This is a genomic window from Streptomyces sp. NBC_00322, assembly GCF_036147535.1.
In the GTDB taxonomy this organism is placed as follows: domain Bacteria; phylum Actinomycetota; class Actinomycetes; order Streptomycetales; family Streptomycetaceae; genus Streptomyces.
Window position 1 is genome coordinate 7021873 of record NZ_CP108019.1, and the last position, 16822, is coordinate 7038694.

Here is a 16822-nt window from a genome sequence, read left to right on the forward strand (position 1 = left end):
TAATTCGCTCGCATCTCTCATCGATGCTGGGTGTGAGGTCGGGCGTTCAGCAGGACGGGGGTCGTGTGTCGGATTCAGCGCAACGGGCGGCGGATCATCGGCCGTACTTCTTCTTGAGTTATGCGCATACGCCGAGGTACGGGGCTGGGGGCCCGGACCCGGACATGTGGGTGGAGCGGCTCTTCCGTGATCTGTGCGGCCATGTGATGGCCATGACCGATCTGCCGGCCGGAGCGCCGGCCGGGTTCATGGACCGCGAGATCCGCTCGGGCGAGGGCTGGTCGGAGCGGCTGGGTGAAGTTCTGGCCACCTGCCGGGTGTTCGTCCCGCTCTTCTCGCCGCGGTACTTCGCCAGCGAGATGTGCGGCAAGGAGTGGTACGCCTTCGCCCAGCGGGCGATCTACCACCAGGCGAAGAGCAACAGACCCGCCGAGGCGATCGTGCCCGCCCTGTGGGTGCCCATACCGCCGGAGCAACTGCCGGGCCCCGCGGAGCGGTTGCAGTTCAATCACCGCGCCTTCGGCGACCGCTATGTCACCGACGGGCTCTACGGACTGATCAAACTCCGGATATTCGCAGAGGAGTACGAGGCTGCCGTCTATGAACTCGCCAAACGCATCGTCAGCGTCGCCGACACTACGCGCGTCGGCTCCGGCAGCCCGGTGGACTACCGGCAGGCGCCCAGCGCCTTCGGCAAGCCCACCGGCGGCCCCCGTCCGATGCATGTGACGGTTGCCGCGCCGACCAGCCACGACCTGCCCGAAGGACGGGCCCCCGACTACTACGGCAAACAGTCCCAGGACTGGAATCCGTACCACCCGGACTCCGCGAGGCCGTTGGCGTATGTCGCCCAGGATCTGGTGCGCTCGCTCAACTACCAGGCGACGGTCTCCTCGTTCGACCACGAGTCGCCGCCCGACGCCGGCCAGCCGCCCACCCGGCCCGAGATACTTCTCGTCGACCGCTGGGCCCTGGAGGACGAGGACCGCCGTCAGCGCCTCGCCGCCTTCGACGCGGAGCCGCGCCCCTGGGTGAGCGTGATCGTCCCCTGGAACCGTGACGACCCGCAGAGCCGGGCCACCGAGGCCGAGTTGGCCGAGAAACTGGAGCGGACCATGCCGCATCAGCTGCGCCACGGCCGGGCGGCAAGCCGGGCAGCCGCCAGAGGAGTGCTCAGCATGGAGGCCTTCGGCCAGATCCTGCCCCAGGTGGTGGAATCGGCGGCCCAGGAGTATCTGCGGCACGCGGAGGTCTTCCCGCCCGCGGCGCCGCCGCCCCCCGGAGCCCGTTCGTCCGAGCGGCCCCGGCTGCGCGGTCCGATGGCCGAGTACGGCACCACTCACTACGTCCCGAACACGCGTGGAATCGCCCCCGATGCGGAGGACACGGATGACAGCCAGTCGTGACGGGCGCATCGTCACCTTCTATTCGTACAAGGGAGGTACGGGCCGCACGATGGCCCTGGCCAACGTGGCCTGGATCCTCGCCGCGAACGGCAAGCGGGTCCTGGCGGTCGACTGGGATCTCGAAGCCCCCGGCCTGCACCGTTTCTTCCATCCCTTCCTCGACCCCTCCACGCTCGGTGCCACCACCGGGGTCATCGATCTGATCACCGAGTACGCCTGGGCGGCGACCAGCCCCGAGCCGCGCCGCGACGACTGGCACCGTGACTACGCGCGTATCCAGCCACATGCCGTCTCGCTCACCCCCGAGAACCTGGGCTGGGAGTTCCCCGACGGGGGCACGCTCGACTTCGTCTCCGCGGGCAAGCAGAACCGCGAGTACTCCGCGACCGTCTCCACCTTCGACTGGGACAACTTCTACGACCGTCTCGGCGGCGGCCACTTCTTCGACGCGCTGCGCGAGGACATGAAGGCCAACTACGACTACGTCCTCATCGACAGCCGTACCGGCCTCAGCGACATCGCCGACATCTGCACCGTCCATCTGCCCGACGTGCTCGTGGACTGCTTCACCCTCAGCGACCAGTCCATCGACGGCGCGGCAGCGGTGGCCCGGCAGATCGACGAGCGCTACGGCGGCCGCGGCATCAAGATCTACCCGGTCCCGATGCGGATCGACGAGGGCGAGAAGGAGAAGGCGGACGCCGGACGGGCCCTGGCCCGGCTGAAGTTCGACCGGTTCCCCAACGGTCTCGCGGGCGAGGACCTCACCGCCTACTGGGGCGCGGTGGAGATTCCGTATCGCCCTTACTACGCCTACGAGGAGACCCTCGCCACCTTCGGTGACGAAGCGGGTCTGACCAACTCCCTGCTCTCCGCCTTCGAACGGCTCACCTCGGTCGTCACCGAACAGCGGATCACCTCGATGCCCGCGGTCGGCGAAGAGGTCAGGCTCCGCATCAGGGACGCCTTCACCCGCCGACGCCCTGCCCTGCCCGCCGACCTCTACCTCAGTTACGTGGCAGAGAACCGCATGTGGGCCGACTGGGTCGAGTACCAGCTCACCCGGGCCGGGTTCCGGGTCGTGCCGCGCGACGTCTCGGCCGAGCGGGATCCGGCCGACGCGGCCGAACTCGCCGCCGAGAACGCCGCGCGCACCGTCGTGCTGCTGTCCAGCGCCTATCTCAAGTCCTCCCGCGCGGTGGAGGTATGGTCGCGCGCCGCGGCCGAGGACCCCGGCGGCGGTCGGCACCATCTGCTGCCGATCCGGGTCGGGGACGTCAGACTCACCACCCCCTACATCGACCGCAACCCGGTCGATCTCTTCCGGCTCGACGAGGTGCACGCCACCACCGCGCTGCTGCGCGCACTCGACCGCCCGGTCCAGCTGCCCGACAGCGCATCGCCCGGTCCGCGATTCCCCGGCACGGTGCCCAAGATCTGGAACGCGCCGCCCCGCAACCCCGGATTCACCGGGCGCTCGGTGGTGCTGGAGCGGATGCGCGACCAGCTCGGCGGCGGCATGGCGGTGGCCGCGGTACTGCCCCAGCCGCAGACGCTGTACGGGCTCGGCGGCGTAGGCAAGACCCAGGTCGCCCTGGAGTACGTCCACCGCTTCATGGCGGACTACGACCTGGTGTGGTGGATCTCCTCCGAGCAGCCCGACGACGTGGTCGCGGGCCTCGCCGAACTCGCCGTACGCCTGGGCGCCCAGGGCGGCGAGGACATGGCCGCCGCGTCCCAGGAAGCCATCGATCTGCTGCGGCGCGGAGTGCCGTCCTCTCGCTGGCTGCTGGTCTTCGACAACGCCGACGACCCCGAGCAGCTGAAGAGGTTCTTCCCGCCCCAGGGACCCGGGCACATCCTCGTCACCTCCAGGAACCAGACCTGGTCGCAGTACGGGGACGCGCTGCCCGTCGACGTGTTCCTGCGCGAGGAGTCCATCGAGCACCTCCAGCGGCGCGCCCGCGGGCTGAGCATCGAGGACGCGGACCAGGTCGCCACCGCCGTCGGCGATCTGCCGCTCGCCGTCGAACAGGCCGCTGCCTGGATCGCGGAGACCGCCACACCGGTCGCCGAGTATCTGGAACAGCTCAAGGACCAGGCCGCGAGCGTCCTCGCGCTCAACCAGCCCGCCGGTTACCCCGAGCCGGTGGCCGCGACCTGGAACGTCTCCATCGAGCGGCTCAAGGAACGCTCGCCAGCCGCGGTGCGCCTGCTGCAGCTCTGCGCCTTCTTCGCGCCCGAACCGATCTCCGCAAACCTCCTCTACAGCAAGGAGATGATCGACGCGCTCAAGCCGTACGACGCCTCCCTCCAGGAGAAGCTCGTCCTCGGCCGGGTCATCCGCGAGATCGGCCGGTTCGCGCTGGCCAAGGTCGATCAGGTCTCCAACTCCATCCAGGTGCACCGGCTCGTGCAGGCGGTCATCCGGGCCCAGCTGACCGAGCAGGAGCAGCAGGACGCACGGCACGCCGTCCACCGCGTCCTCGCCGGCGCCCGGCCCGACGACGACGAGCCGATCGACAACCCCGAGACATGGCCACGGTTCGCCACCATCTGGCCGCATCTGGGCACCTCCGAGGCCCGGTTCTGCAAGGAGCCGGAGACCCGGCGGCTGCTGATCGACCGGGTGCGCTACCTGTGGAAGCGCGGCGACCTGAACACCGCGTACACGCTCGCCGAAGAACTGCGCGAGAGCTGGCGCGAGATGCTCGGCAACGACGATCTCCAGTATCTGTATCTGCGCTTCCACCTCTCCAACATCCTTCGCTCACAAGGGCGTTACGTGGAGGCCAAGGAGCTGGACGAGGTCACCCTGGAGCGCCAGCAGGCGGTTCTGGGCCCGTCCCATCCGCACACGTACATGACCACCAGCGGCCTCGCGATGGACCTGGGCACGCTCGGCCAGTACGGCAGGGCGATGGAACTGGCCACCGAGGCGCACGAGGGATTCAGCCAGATCTTCCACGAGTCCCATCCGCGTACGCTCGCCGCCGCCAACAACCTGGCGCTGAATCTGCGCATGGTCGGCCAGTACGCCAGGGCGCGCGAGATCGACCAGGAGGTCTTCGACCGGCGCACCGAAGTCCTGGGCCCGGAGCACCCGTACACCCTGTCCTCTGCGATGAACCTGGCGCGCGACCTGCGTGAGGTCGGACGGTACGAGGACTCGGTCTCGCTGCTCAGCCGCACGTACGAGCTCTACAAGGAGCAGTTGGGCCGGACCTTCCCCGGCACGCTGGCCGCGGCCAAGAGCCTCGCCGTCTCGCTGCGCAGGGCAGGCAGGCTGGAGGACGCGCGCCGGCTGACCACCGCCACGCGCAACCGCTATCGCGCCAAGTACACCTCGGCCAACCCGGACTCGCTCGCCTGCGATCTGAACCTTGCGGCCGACCTGTTCGCGGCCGGGGAGCCGGTGGCCGCGCGGGACCTGGCGCAGGAGGTCGTCGACCAGTACCGGAAGGTGCCGGGCGAACGGCATCCGTACACCCTCGCCGCCAGCAACAACCTCGGCATCTTCCTGTGGGGCTGCGGCGATGCGGAGGCCGCGGAGGCGGTGCTGCTGAAGGTGTCCAGGACGATGCGGGAGGTCCTGGGCGAAAGCCATCCGCACGCCTTATACGGCACGATCAACCTGGCCAACGCCCTTGCCGATCTGGGCGGTCTGGAGGAGGCGCTGGAGATCGAACAGCGGACGGTGACCCGGCTGCGGGACGTGCTGGGGCAGCACCATCCCGAGGTGCTGGGCATCGCGTCGAACATGTCCGTCACGCTCGGCCTGCTCGGCCGCAAGGACGAGTCGGCGCAGCTGAGGGCGGAGACAGTGGAGGAGCTGCAGCGGCTCCTAGGCGAGGAGCACGCACTGACGCGAATCGCCCGCGACGAACGCCGCGTCCACCGTGACCTGGAGCCCCTGGCAGTCTGACAGGGGCTCCGCCCCGGGCCCGGCCGGATGCCCGCCCCGGGGCCCGGGGTGGGCTGACGACGGCTCGGCCCTGCCCTGGGCTCCGCCCCAAGCCCCCGAAGGCGACCTCCGGCCGCATGTCCTCAAACGCCGGACGGGCTGAATTTCCGCCGGTCGGCCTGAAAATTCAGGCCGACCGGCGGAAAATCCAGCCCCGCCGGCGTTTGAGGCGCGGGGGTTCGGGGGCGGAGCCCCCGCTCGGGGTCTGGGGGCCTGCCCCCAGTTCGGGAAGGGGCGGGGTGGGGAAAGGTCACGCCTCCAGCAGCCACGTCAGCACCCGTGGCAACGCATGCAGCGCATCAAAATGCGCCGCCGCCGGTTCGAGCACCGCCGTCGCCCCCGGAATCCGCTGCGCCAGCCACCTCGAGTGCCCCACCGGCGAGAACACGTCCTTCTCGCCGTGCCACAGCATCACCGGTCCCTTGATGTCCGCCGGGTCGAACCCCCAAGGGCTGCAGAACGCGAGCGCATCGTCGATCCACCCGTACGCCGAAGTGCGCAGCGCCTCCTGGTAGTTGCGAAGAAGCATGGACCTGACGCCGGCATCCGCCACCACCATCCGGTCGGAGTCCGTCAGTTCCCGGCGCAGATCATTGAGGAGCCGGATCGGATCCTTTCTGATCTCGGCGGACCGCAGGATGAACCGCTGGGTCAGCCCCGCCGGGTCGTCGGACGCCGTGGTGTACTCCAGGACATTCGACGCGGCCATGCCCTCGAACCAGTCGAGCCCGTCCGCGTCCCTGGGCGCGAGCGTTACCAGCGCGGCGGTGCGGGTGATCCGTTCCGGCATCAGGGCCGCGCAGGCCAGCGCGTGCGGCGCCCCTCCCGAGCGGCCCACCACGGCGAACCGGTCCAGGCCGAGCTCGTCGGCGATCGCCCGTACGTCCTGGGCCACATCGGCGACGCTGCGGCCCGCGAGCCGGTCCGAACCGCCGTAGCCGGGACGGTCGTACGCGATCAGCTGGGTGCCGCGCTGATACAGGACCATGCCGCGCGGCGCCGGGCCGAGCCTGCTGCCCGGGGTGCCGTGCAGCAGGAAGACGGGTCTGCCGCGCGGATCCCCCAGCCGCTCGACCATCAGATGCCGCCCGTCCGTCGCGCGCACCCGACGTCGCAGCACTCCCGCGCCCCCCTCCGTAGTACGTGCCGGTCCGCGCCAGTACGTGCCCTGTGCAGACAGGCTGAGCCAGGCATTCCCCGCCCATTCGATGATTACCCATCAGGGTCCTCACCGGGACTCCCTTTGACGTCATTTGGGGGTTACCGTCGAAGAGGAACGTGCATGCGCGTCCACATCGCACCCCAGGGGGCCGTGATGGTAGAGGCACTGGTGGCGGCCGCAGCGACCGTCGCGTCCGCGGGCGTCGTCTATGTCATGGCGGCGGCCCGGGTCGTGAAGCAGTACGAACGAGGTGTGGTCTTCCGGCTCGGAAGGGTCCGATCTTCCGTACGCGGCCCGGGTTTCACGCTGATAGTCCCCTTCGTGGACCGGCTCCGTAAAGTCAATATGCAGATCGTGACGATGCCGGTGCCCGCGCAGGACGGCATCACCAGGGACAACGTGACGGTGCGCGTGGACGCGGTGATCTACTTCAAGGTCGTGGACGCCAGCGAGGCCATCGTGCAGGTGGAGGACTACCGGTTCGCGGTCTCGCAGATGGCGCAGACCTCGCTGCGGTCGATCATCGGCAAGAGCGATCTGGACGATCTGCTGTCGAACCGCGAAAAACTCAACCAGGGGCTGGAGTTGATGATCGACAGTCCGGCGATCGGCTGGGGTGTGCAGATCGACCGGGTCGAGATCAAGGACGTGTCCCTGCCGGAGACGATGAAGCGCTCGATGGCGCGGCAGGCGGAGGCGGACCGTGAGCGGCGGGCGAGGGTCATCAACGCCGACGCGGAGTTGCAGGCGTCCAAGAAGCTGGCCGAGGCGGCCGGCGTGATGTCGGAGCAGCCCGCAGCGCTCCAACTCCGGCTGCTGCAGACCGTGGTGGCCGTCGCGGCGGAGAAGAACTCCACGCTGGTGCTGCCGTTCCCGGTGGAGCTGCTGCGCTTCCTCGAGCGGGCACAGCAGCCACAGCCGCCCCAGCAGCCACTGCCGCCGCCGGATTCCGGCCCTGCGCAGTCGGGAACAGGACAGGACTAGTCCTTACGCCTCGCCCATGGGCCGATTGCACGCGGTGTTCGCATATCGGAACCGCCCAGTGTGAACGCTTCCTGTGAAGGCGCTGTGAACGCACCTGTGTTGTCGTGTGCCCGTCCTGAAGTCGACCTTGTGTCCTACTAGTCGGTATCGGAATAGTGGGCGCCCCATCCTCCGTGTCCTGGCACCCCACTTGCCCGGGCGCGGCCCCACAGGAGGTCGATGTTGAAGCACCGACGGATACCCAAGAGAAAAGCGGCGATGGCGGGCGGCGCGGTTGCCGCCCTGGTGGCCGCGGGCGTCACCTTCCAGAGTGCGAACGCCAGTGACGACACTGAGCAGTTCGCCGTCAAGCCGCTGTCGGCGGTTGCGGCCGGAAATCTTGCCTCCACCCTGGGCAAGACCCTGGGTGGCGACGCCGCAGGCACGTACTACGACGCCGACACCAAGGCGCTCGTCGTGAACGTCCTCGACGAGAAGGCGGCCGACTCCGTACGCAAGGCGGGCGGCAAGGCCCGGATCGTGGAGAACACTCTCGCCGAGCTGAAGTCCGCCCGGCAGACCCTCACCGCCAAGGCCACCATCCCCGGCACCTCGTGGGCCGTCGACCCGGTCACCAACCGGGTTGTCGTCACCGCCGACCGTACGGTCAAGGGTGCCCGGTGGACCAAGCTCACCCAGGTCGTCGAGGCTCTGGGCGGCAAGGCCGAACTGAAGAAGTCCGCAGGGGAGTTCAAGCCCTTCATCGCGGGCGGCGACGCGATCACCGGCGGCAGCGGCCGCTGCTCGCTCGGGTTCAACGTCGTCAAGGACGGCGAGCCGTTCTTCATCACGGCCGGGCACTGCACCGAGTCGATCTCCACCTGGTCCGACAGCAGCGGCAAGGAGATCGGCCAGAACGCGGAGTCCAGCTTCCCCGACAACGACTTCGGCCTGGTCAAGTACACCGCTGATGTCGAGCACCCCAGCGAGGTCAACCTCTACAACGGCAGCACGCAGGCCATCACCAAGGCGGGCGACGCCACCGTCGGCATGAAGGTGACCCGCAGCGGCTCGACCACCCAGGTGCACGACGGCGAGGTCACCGGGCTCGACGCCACCGTGAACTACGGCAACGGCGACATCGTCAACGGCCTCATCCAGACCACGGTCTGCGCCGAGCCGGGTGACAGCGGCGGCTCGCTCTTCGCGGGCGACACCGCGATCGGGCTGACCTCGGGCGGCAGCGGCGACTGCTCATCGGGCGGTGAGACCTTCTTCCAGCCGGTGACGGAGGCGCTGTCCACGTTCGGCGCCGAGATCGGCTGACGCTCTGGGGGCTTCGCCCCGGACCCTTGGCCGATCGAGGCGCTGGGTCCGGGGCGAAGCCCACGGTTCAGGCCGTCCGCCGACGGCTTCGCAGCAGCGCCAGCACCGTCGTGACCAGTGCCCCTCCCGCCGCCCATGCGGCGAGGACCCACATCGGGCCCGTCATGCCGTTGCCCTTGAAGTACGCGATCGAGCGCGCCGAGAAGGTGCCCGCGCCCGGCGGCAGCGCCGGTCCGATGGCCCGCCAGAACGGCGGCAGCAGCGGGTAGGCATACGCCCCGCCGGCGCTCGGATTGCCGAAGACGACCACCAGCAGGATCGCCAGTCCGACACCGACGATGCCCGCGAGGCCCTGGAAGGCCAGCGTGATCGCCCCGACCGCGAAGACCAGCAGTGTGCCGAGCCCCCACAGGGCCATGATGCTGCCGGGCAGCGCGTCCAGGATCGGGCCCGCGATCACCGTACCCAGCAGGCCGGCCGCGATCGAGTACACGAGCAGCACACCCAGTCTGATCAGGGCACGCGCCGTATTGGCGGGCCGCGCGCCATGGCTGATCGCGAGGATCGCGGCGCACAGATAGCCGCCCACGCACCAGCCGATGACCAGGTAGAACGAGGAGAGCCCGCGCGCGTCGCCACTGGCGTTGGGGACCACGTCCACGACGGCCACCGTCCGCCGCTGCGCTCTTTCCGTCGTGGCGATGACCTCGGTGAGAGCCTGCGAGAGCGAGGCGCCCGATGCGCCGGCGACCAGGAGTTTGTCGGCGGCGCCCCGCGGGTCGACGATCAGCGCCCCGTCGACGTCGCGGTTCTGGATCTGACGCACCGCCGTCGCCTCGTCCTCGACGGCCCGCGGGTCGAGCGGATCGCCGGGCAGCGCGGAGAGCCGCTGTACTGCCTGGTCGGTGATCTGCGCCGCGGGCGTGACGACGGCGAGAGGGATCTCGTGCGGCTTCGGATTGTGGAAGGCGCCGATGTACGACGTGATGAAGGCGAGCTGGAGCGCCAGCACCCCGATGACCAGGACCGCCGCCCGCACGCTCACCGCGTCCTTGAGCTCGTCGACGAAGCCGGTGCGCGGGCCGTCAGATGTCCGGTTCATGGGCCCCACGCTCCGTGTCGCCCGGTGTTTTCGCAGGTGGGACGGGGCCGAATGGCTGAGGTGGCGCGCGCGTGACACGTGTCGCACGAATGTTCGAAACTTGGTCTATGGTGGAAGCGGGGGAGGTGAGACGGACTGAGATCCAGGAGGTGCAGGTGCCCGGGTTCACGCATCTGCACACCGTTTCCGGGTTCTCCCTGCGGTACGGGGCCTCACACCCGGAGCGGCTTGCGGAGCGCGCCGCCGAGAGGGGTATGGACGCCCTCGCGCTGACCGACCGCGACACCGTCGCGGGCGTGGTCCGCTTCGCCAAGGCCTGCGCGAAAGAGGGCGTGGGGGTGCGGCCGCTCTTCGGTGTCGATCTCGCGGTGGGGGAGCGGGCGCACAAGGAGGGACCCTCCGAGCGGCGGCGCACCCCGGTGCGCGGCGGCGCGTTCGTCGACGAGTCCGCGCCCCGTACGGTCTATCTCGCCCGGTCCCGCGAGGGCTGGGCCGAACTGTGCCGACTGGTGACCGCCGCCCACGCCGCCGGCGACGGCAGCCCGCTGCTGCCCTGGGCCGACAACCACGGCGAGGACCTGACCGTGCTGCTCGGACCGGCCTCCGAGATCGGCCGTGCGCTGACCGCGGGACGCCCCGACCGTGCGGCCAAGCTGCTCGTGCCCTGGCGGGAGTGCTACGGCGACAGTCTGCGCCTGGAGGTCGTGCACCACGGCCTCAAGGGCACCGGGCCCGGCTCGCTGCGCCAGGCCGCCCGCACGCTCGGCTTCGCCACCGAACAGGGCGTACGGGCCGTGCTCACCAATGCCGTCCGGTACGCCGACCAGGGACAGGGCCCGGTCGCCGACGTCCTCGACTCGGCCCGCCGCCTGGTCCCGATCGACCCTCACAAGGGCCTCGACAGCGGTGAGCGCTGGCTCAAGGAACCGGCCGCAATGGCCCGGATCGCCGAGCGCGTCGCCGAGGCCGCCGGCTTCCGCCGCGACACCGCGCACCGGCTGCTCGCCATGACGGAGGAGGCGGCGGCCGCATGCCTGGTCGACCCCGAGGACGATCTGGGGCTCGGTTCCGTCCACTTCCCAGAGCCGCATCTGGTCGGCGCCGGGCGCCGTACCCCGCAGCGGGTGCTGGCCTCCCGGGCCGCCGCCGGAATGGTGCTGCGTGGCTACGACGGCCGTCGTGAGTACTGGGAGCGGATGCATCACGAGCTGGACATCATCGCGCACTGGGGCTACGCCTCGTACTTCCTGACGGTTGCTCAAGTCGTCGACGACGTAAAGAAGATGGGTATCCGGGTCGCGGCACGCGGCTCCGGCGCCGGGTCGCTCGTCAACCATCTCCTCGGCATCGCGCACGCCGACCCCGTCGAGCAGGGGCTGCTGATGGAGCGCTTCCTGTCCAAGCGGCGTTCCGTACTGCCCGACATCGACATCGATGTGGAGTCCGCCCGCCGGCTCGAGGTCTACCGCGCGATCATCGGCCGTTTCGGCGAGGAGCGGGTCGCGACCGTCGCCATGCCCGAGACCTATCGGGTGCGCCATGCGGTACGGGACGTGGGCGCCGCGCTCTCCATGGACCCGGCCGAGATCGACAAGATCGCCAAGTCCTTCCCGCACATCCGCGCCCGCGACGCCCGCGCGGCCATGGAGGAACTGCCCGAACTCCGTTCGCTGGCAGGGGAGAAGGACAGATACGGACGGCTGTGGGAGCTGGTCGAGGCGCTGGACGCGCTGCCGCGCGGGATCGCCATGCACCCGTGCGGGGTGCTGCTCTCGGACGCCGCCCTCCTCACCCGTACGCCGGTGATGCCCACCAGCGGCGAGGGCTTTCCCATGTCGCAGTTCGACAAGGAGGACGTGGAGGACCTTGGGCTGCTCAAGCTCGATGTCCTGGGGGTGCGGATGCAGTCGGCGATGGCGCACGCGGTCGCGGAGCTGCGGCGCACGACGGGTCAGGAGCTCGACCTCGACGACCCGGAGCAGGTGCCGCCGGGCGACCCGGCCACGTATCGGCTCATCCAGTCCACCGAGACCTTGGGCTGCTTCCAGATCGAGTCGCCGGGCCAGCGAGATCTGGTCGGCAGGCTGCAGCCGTCGGACTTCCACGATCTGGTCGTCGACATCTCGCTCTTCAGGCCGGGGCCGGTCGCCGCCGACATGGTGCGGCCGTTCATCGAGGCCCGGCACGGCCGGGCGCCCGTCCGCTATCCGCACCCGGACCTGAAGGGGCCGCTGGAGGAGACGTACGGAGTGGTCGTCTTCCACGAGCAGATCATCGAGATGGTGAACATCATGACCGGCTGCGGTCGCGACGAGGCCGACCGGGTACGGCGCGGGCTGTCCCACCCCGAGTCGCAGGGGAAGATCAAGGTCTGGTTCGCCCAGCACGCGGAGGCGAAGGGGTACGCGCCCGAAGTGATCGCCCGCGCCTGGGAGATCATCGAGGCCTTCGGCTCGTACGGCTTCTGCAAGGCGCACGCGGTGGCCTTCGCCGTACCGACCTATCAGTCGGCCTGGCTCAAGGCGCACCATCCGGCGGCCTTCTACGCCGGGCTGCTCACGCATGACCCCGGGATGTATCCGAAGCGGCTGCTGCTGGCGGACGCGAGGCGGCGCGGGGTGCCGGTGCTGCCGCTGGATGTGAACCGGTCAGCGGCCGCCCATCGAATCGAACTGGTGTCTGGTTCTCCTGATCGGTGGGGCCTGCGGCTCGCGCTCTCGGACGTCCATGGCATCAGCGAGGCCGAGGCGGCACGGATCGAGGCCGGGCAGCCCTACTCCTCACTGCTGGACTTCTGGCAGCGGGCCCGTCCCGGGCGCCCGGTCGCCGAACGGCTCGCGCAGGTCGGTGCGTTGGACGCCTTCGGCGCGAACCGCCGCGATCTGCTGCTGCATCTCGCCGAACTCCACCGCGGGCAGCGGGGTTCGGGCAGGTACGGCAGTCAACTCCCGCTCGACGACGGGCAGAAGACCGCCCCCGTCGGCCTCCCGGACCTGGGCGACGCGGAACGCCTCAGCGCCGAGCTCGGCGTCCTCGGCATGGACGCCTCCCGCCATCTGATGGCGGATCACCACGCCTTCCTGAAGGAGCTGGGAGTGGTCTCGGCACACCGGCTGCGCTCGGCGGAGCACGGGCAGACGGTGCTGGTCGCGGGTGCGAAGGCGGCCACCCAGACCCCGCCGATCCGGTCCGGCAAGCGGGTCATCTTCACCACGCTCGACGACGGCACGGGCCTGGTCGACCTCGCCTTCTTCGACGACAGCCATGCCGCGTGCGCGCACACCGTCTTCCACTCCTGGCTGCTGCTGGTACGCGGAGTGGTGCAGCGGCGCGGACCGCGCAGCCTCAGCGTGGTCGGCGCGGCGGCCTGGAATCTGGCGGAACTGGTGGAGCTGCGGCGTACGGGCGGGCTCGACGCGGTCGCGGCACGGCTGGCGGAGCCCGTACCCGCGGAGGTTCCGGACGCGGCTCCGGCGGACAGCGGCCGCCGTATCCAGCTCTCGACGGGCTATGAGATGAACCCCTGGGCGGACCTCCAGCCGCCGGGCGAAGGGACCCCCACCGGACGGAAGTTGTGGCACCAGAGTCCGGGGAGCGCGGGATGATCCTCTACGTACGCTTCCGGCTCGCCCCGGCGCTCGGAACCGGCGGGGTCGAGGCGGCCCTGCCGTCCCTGCTCGGCCTGGCCGAGGACATCAGCCCCCTCGTGCAGGCGCTCCCGCCCGACGCCGCGCTCATCGATGTGCGCGGCGCCGAACGGTACTTCGGCCGGGACGCGGCCCAGCTCGCCTCGCTGCTGCGGGTGCGGGCGCTCGCACACTGCGGGGTGGACTGCGCGATCGGAGCGGGCCCCGGCCCGATGCTGGCCAGGATGGCGGCACGGGAAGCCGCGCCCGGGACGACCCTGGTGGTGACGGACGCCGAGACGGCCGGGTTCCTGGCCGGCAAACCGGTCGCCGCGCTGGACGGCGTGGGGACGGCGACGGCCCGCACCCTGTGTGCGTACGGCCTCGACTCCGTCGGCAAGGTCGCCGAGGCGCCGCTCGCCGTGCTCCAGCGGATCGTCGGCGCGCGGGCCGGCCGCGAGCTGTGGGAGCGGGCGCGCGGCATCGACCGTACGACGGTCGTCCCGAACGCCGCCGCGCGCTCGGTCGCGGCCGAACGGGCTTTCTCGCGCGACGAGCTGGACCCCGTACGCCATCGCAGGGCGCTGCTCTCGATCGCCGAGGAGCTGGGGCTGAGGATGCGCGGCGAGGGCCAGGTGTGCCGCGCGCTGAGCCTGACCGTGCGGTACGCCGACCGGTCCATGACCACCCGGGCGCGCACCCTGCGCGAGCCGACCGCCCACTCCGCTGCGCTCACCGATGCCGCGTACCGGATCCATGAGTCGCTCGGCCTGCAGCGGGCCCGGGTCCGGAGCCTCACCCTGCGGGCCGAGGACCTGACACCCGTCGAACGGGCCGCGCGACAGCTGACGTTCGACCCCGCGGACGAACGGGCGCGGCGGATCGAGGCGGTGGCGGACCGGGCGCGGGCGAGGTTCGGGCCGCGGGCGGTCGTGCCGGGCTCACTCGCCGCGTGACGCACTGGTCGCGTAACGCTGTACAGACGCGGCTTATTGACACGGATTCAGTTTTTACTCGCGCGTAACTTCCATTCTTCGGTTACCCGTGCGTAATTTGACATGAGCGAGCTGCAAAACCAGCCATCGCGACCACCCATCGCGACCGCCCATCGCACCAGCCATCGCTACTCCCTTGAGCCGCAAGGAGACTGCCCGATGCTGCCCTGGAAACGTGCCCTCAGACCGCTGGCCGCCTTACTGCTGGCCGCGTCTGCCGTCCTCACGCCCGCCGCCGCCGCGAACGCCGATTCAGCCACCGAATCGGCTCCCCACAGCGGCTGGAACAACTACTCCTGCAAGCCCTCCACCACCCACCCCCGCCCCGTCGTCCTCGTCCACGGCACCCTCGGGAACTCCGTGGACAACTGGCTCGCCCTCGCTCCGTACCTGGTGAACCGCGGTTACTGCGTCTTCAGCCTGGACTACGGGCAGCTCCCCGGCGTGCCCTTCTTCCACGGCCTCGGCCCGATCGACAAGTCGGCCGAGCAGCTCGACACGTACGTCGACAACGTGCTCGCCGCGACCGGCGCGTCGAAAGCGGACCTCGTCGGCCACTCCCAGGGCGGCATGATGCCGCGCTACTACCTCAAGTTCCTGGGTGGGGCGGACAAGGTGAACGCCCTGATCGGCCTCGCGCCCGACAACCACGGGACGACGCTGAGCGGCCTGACCAAGCTGCTGCCGTACTTCCCGGGCGCGGAGGACCTGCTCAACGCGGCCACCCCGGGGCTGGCCGACCAGATGGTCGGCTCCGACTTCCTCAGCAAGCTCAACGCGGGCGGCGACACCGTGCCCGGCGTGCGCTACACCGTCATCTCCACCAAGTACGACGAGGTGGCGACCCCCTGGCGCTCGCAGTACCTGGACGGGGCGAACGTACACAATGTCCTGCTGCAGGACCTGTGTGCGGTCGACCTGTCGGAGCATGTGGCGATCGGGCTGCTCGACCGGATCGCGTACCACGAGGTGGCGAACGCGCTGGACCCGGCGCATGCGTCGCCGACGAACTGCGCGTCCGTCTTCTCCTAGGAGCACGCAACTGCGGTCCGCCCCCTCTGTGGGGGCGGACCGCAGTCGTGCCCTGCCCTAGCGGGAGTGACGGCTACGGCGGACGGAGCCGAACATCACCGCGGCACCGAGGGCGAGGGCGGCGGCACCGCCGATGGCGATGTACGGGGTGCTGCTCTCGCCGCCGGTCGCGGCGAGGTTCTCGGACCCGGCGGAGCCGTTGACCTCGGGAGCGTTGTCGGCGGGAGCAGCCGGAGCCGTCGTGTTCTCCGGAGCCGTCGAATTCTCCGCGTGATCGCCCCCGTGACCGCCGTGGTCGACCGTGGACTTGTCGGCGTCGTCCGCGATCTCCTCGTCGGACGGAGCGGACGCGGTCGGCGCGGGCGCACCGCCGGTGTTGGCGTTGTCCTGCCCGAACACCACGTCGGAGCAGGTGTAGAAGGCCTCGGGAGAGTCCGAGCGCTGCCAGATGGAGTAGATCAGGTGCCGCCCGGACTTGTTGGGGACGACGCCGTCGAAGACGTACTCACCGTTGACCAGCTTGGGGTCGGAGACCTTCGCGAAGGGCTTGTCCTCCAGATCCGACCACTTGAGGGGCTTGCCCGGGTCGTACCCGTCCTTCGTGAGGTACAACTCGAAGGACCCCTTGTGCGGGGCGGTCGCCTTGTAGTGGAAGGTGTGATTGCCCGAGGCGAACGTCGAGGCGGGCCAGTCGGCGCGCGGCAGGTCGAGCCCCTTGTACTTGTCACGGCCAGCGCTGCACAGCTTGCCGTCCGGTATCAACTGCTGGTGATTGCCCGCGGCGTTGGCGATGTTGACTTCGTTCCAGTCGTAGAAGGCCTGCGTCCCGCTGGCGGCGACCGCGGCCTTGCACGCCGCGGACTTCGGACTCTCGGGCCCCTCGGCGAAACAGGCTGACACCCGGCTGACCGGGTCGGTCATCGACCCGTGCGCGAAGGCCGGCCCCGCAGCCACCCCGGCGAGCGCGAGGGGCGCGAACCCGAGGGCGGCGAGGGAGATGGCCTTACGGCGAGCGGTCATGGTGACGTACTCCTTCAGCGGCGGCATATGGGGGGACCGGCGGCGGGCCCGACCGGGCGGCGCGGCCCCCCGTAGGACATCTGCGCCGACCGCTCGAACCGGCCCCGACGACGAGCAAGCTAGCCGCTCGGAAGGGGGAAATCGCCTGCTGGGAGGGGGTGATGGCCATCCTTATGGTGCGTTTAAGGACGCGGTAAGGAGGGGCTCAGGAAGCGGCAGCGCTGAG

The 16822-nt window shown here is 70.1% G+C and carries 10 protein-coding genes; 7 read left to right on the forward strand and 3 right to left on the reverse strand.

Features of this window, described 5'->3' with window-relative positions; genetic code table 11:
- Window positions 1-23: 23 nt before the first annotated feature.
- Window positions 24-1406, forward strand: coding sequence for a TIR-like protein FxsC (locus tag OG905_RS32060; RefSeq protein WP_443044019.1), 1383 nt, complete (start codon window positions 24-26; stop codon window positions 1404-1406).
- Window positions 1390-5331, forward strand: coding sequence for an FxSxx-COOH system tetratricopeptide repeat protein (fxsT, locus tag OG905_RS32065; protein ID WP_328679592.1), 3942 nt, complete (start codon window positions 1390-1392; stop codon window positions 5329-5331). Before OG905_RS32060 ends, fxsT begins: the two co-directional genes overlap by 17 nt.
- A 289-nt stretch (window positions 5332-5620) precedes the next feature.
- Here fxsT and OG905_RS32070 read toward each other — a convergent pair whose 3' ends face one another.
- Entirely contained in the window at window positions 5621-6487 is an 867-nt protein-coding gene (locus OG905_RS32070; RefSeq protein WP_328682718.1) for an alpha/beta fold hydrolase, read from the reverse strand.
- 198 nt (window positions 6488-6685) lie between these two features.
- Between OG905_RS32070 and OG905_RS32075 the strand changes: the two genes are divergently transcribed.
- Window positions 6686-7516, forward strand: coding sequence for a slipin family protein (locus OG905_RS32075; protein WP_328682720.1), 831 nt, complete (start codon window positions 6686-6688; stop codon window positions 7514-7516).
- Window positions 7517-7738: 222 nt separating this feature from the next.
- Window positions 7739-8821 carry a S1 family peptidase gene (locus OG905_RS32080; RefSeq protein ID WP_328682722.1) on the forward strand — a complete coding sequence of 361 codons (1083 nt, stop codon included), beginning with the start codon at window positions 7739-7741 and terminating at the stop codon, window positions 8819-8821.
- A 67-nt stretch (window positions 8822-8888) separates the two neighbouring features.
- Here the strand turns inward: OG905_RS32080 and OG905_RS32085 are convergent, their stop codons facing one another.
- Window positions 8889-9923, reverse strand: a complete 1035-nt coding sequence (locus OG905_RS32085; RefSeq protein WP_328679594.1) for a DUF3533 domain-containing protein — start codon at window positions 9921-9923, stop codon at window positions 8889-8891.
- Window positions 9924-10078: 155 nt separating this feature from the next.
- Between OG905_RS32085 and OG905_RS32090 the strand changes: the two genes are divergently transcribed.
- The 3 genes from OG905_RS32090 to OG905_RS32100 all read left to right on the forward strand — a co-directional run bounded on the left by OG905_RS32090 (window position 10079) and on the right by OG905_RS32100 (window position 15576).
- Window positions 10079-13528 carry a DNA polymerase III subunit alpha gene (locus OG905_RS32090; RefSeq protein ID WP_443044101.1) on the forward strand — a complete coding sequence of 1150 codons (3450 nt, stop codon included), beginning with the start codon at window positions 10079-10081 and terminating at the stop codon, window positions 13526-13528.
- Window positions 13525-14505: a DNA polymerase Y family protein gene (locus OG905_RS32095; protein WP_328679598.1), complete on the forward strand. Its 981-nt coding sequence runs from the start codon at window positions 13525-13527 to the stop codon at window positions 14503-14505. The genes OG905_RS32090 and OG905_RS32095 overlap by 4 nt, the downstream gene beginning before the upstream one ends.
- A 198-nt stretch (window positions 14506-14703) precedes the next feature.
- Window positions 14704-15576 (forward strand): esterase/lipase family protein, encoded by an 873-nt coding sequence (locus OG905_RS32100; RefSeq protein ID WP_328679601.1) that lies wholly within the window; start codon window positions 14704-14706, stop codon window positions 15574-15576.
- Window positions 15577-15633: 57 nt separating this feature from the next.
- Here OG905_RS32100 and OG905_RS32105 read toward each other — a convergent pair whose 3' ends face one another.
- On the reverse strand, window positions 15634-16596 hold the full coding sequence (locus OG905_RS32105; RefSeq protein WP_328679603.1) for a lytic polysaccharide monooxygenase auxiliary activity family 9 protein: 963 nt from the start codon (window positions 16594-16596) through the stop codon (window positions 15634-15636).
- Window positions 16597-16822 lie beyond the last annotated feature (226 nt).

What these genes read in the sequence shown, in the direction of transcription:
- OG905_RS32060 (WP_443044019.1), top strand. Translation starts at nt 24, where the DNA reads ATGCTGGGTGTGAGGTCGGGCGTTCAGCAGGACGGGGGTCGTGTGTCG.
- fxsT (WP_328679592.1), top strand. Translation starts at nt 1,390, where the DNA reads ATGACAGCCAGTCGTGACGGGCGCATCGTCACCTTCTATTCGTACAAG.
- OG905_RS32075 (WP_328682720.1), top strand. Translation starts at nt 6,686, where the DNA reads ATGGTAGAGGCACTGGTGGCGGCCGCAGCGACCGTCGCGTCCGCGGGC.
- OG905_RS32085 (WP_328679594.1), bottom strand. Translation starts at nt 9,923, where the DNA reads ATGAACCGGACATCTGACGGCCCGCGCACCGGCTTCGTCGACGAGCTC.
- OG905_RS32095 (WP_328679598.1), top strand. Translation starts at nt 13,525, where the DNA reads ATGATCCTCTACGTACGCTTCCGGCTCGCCCCGGCGCTCGGAACCGGC.
- OG905_RS32100 (WP_328679601.1), top strand. Translation starts at nt 14,704, where the DNA reads ATGCTGCCCTGGAAACGTGCCCTCAGACCGCTGGCCGCCTTACTGCTG.
- OG905_RS32105 (WP_328679603.1), bottom strand. Translation starts at nt 16,596, where the DNA reads ATGACCGCTCGCCGTAAGGCCATCTCCCTCGCCGCCCTCGGGTTCGCG.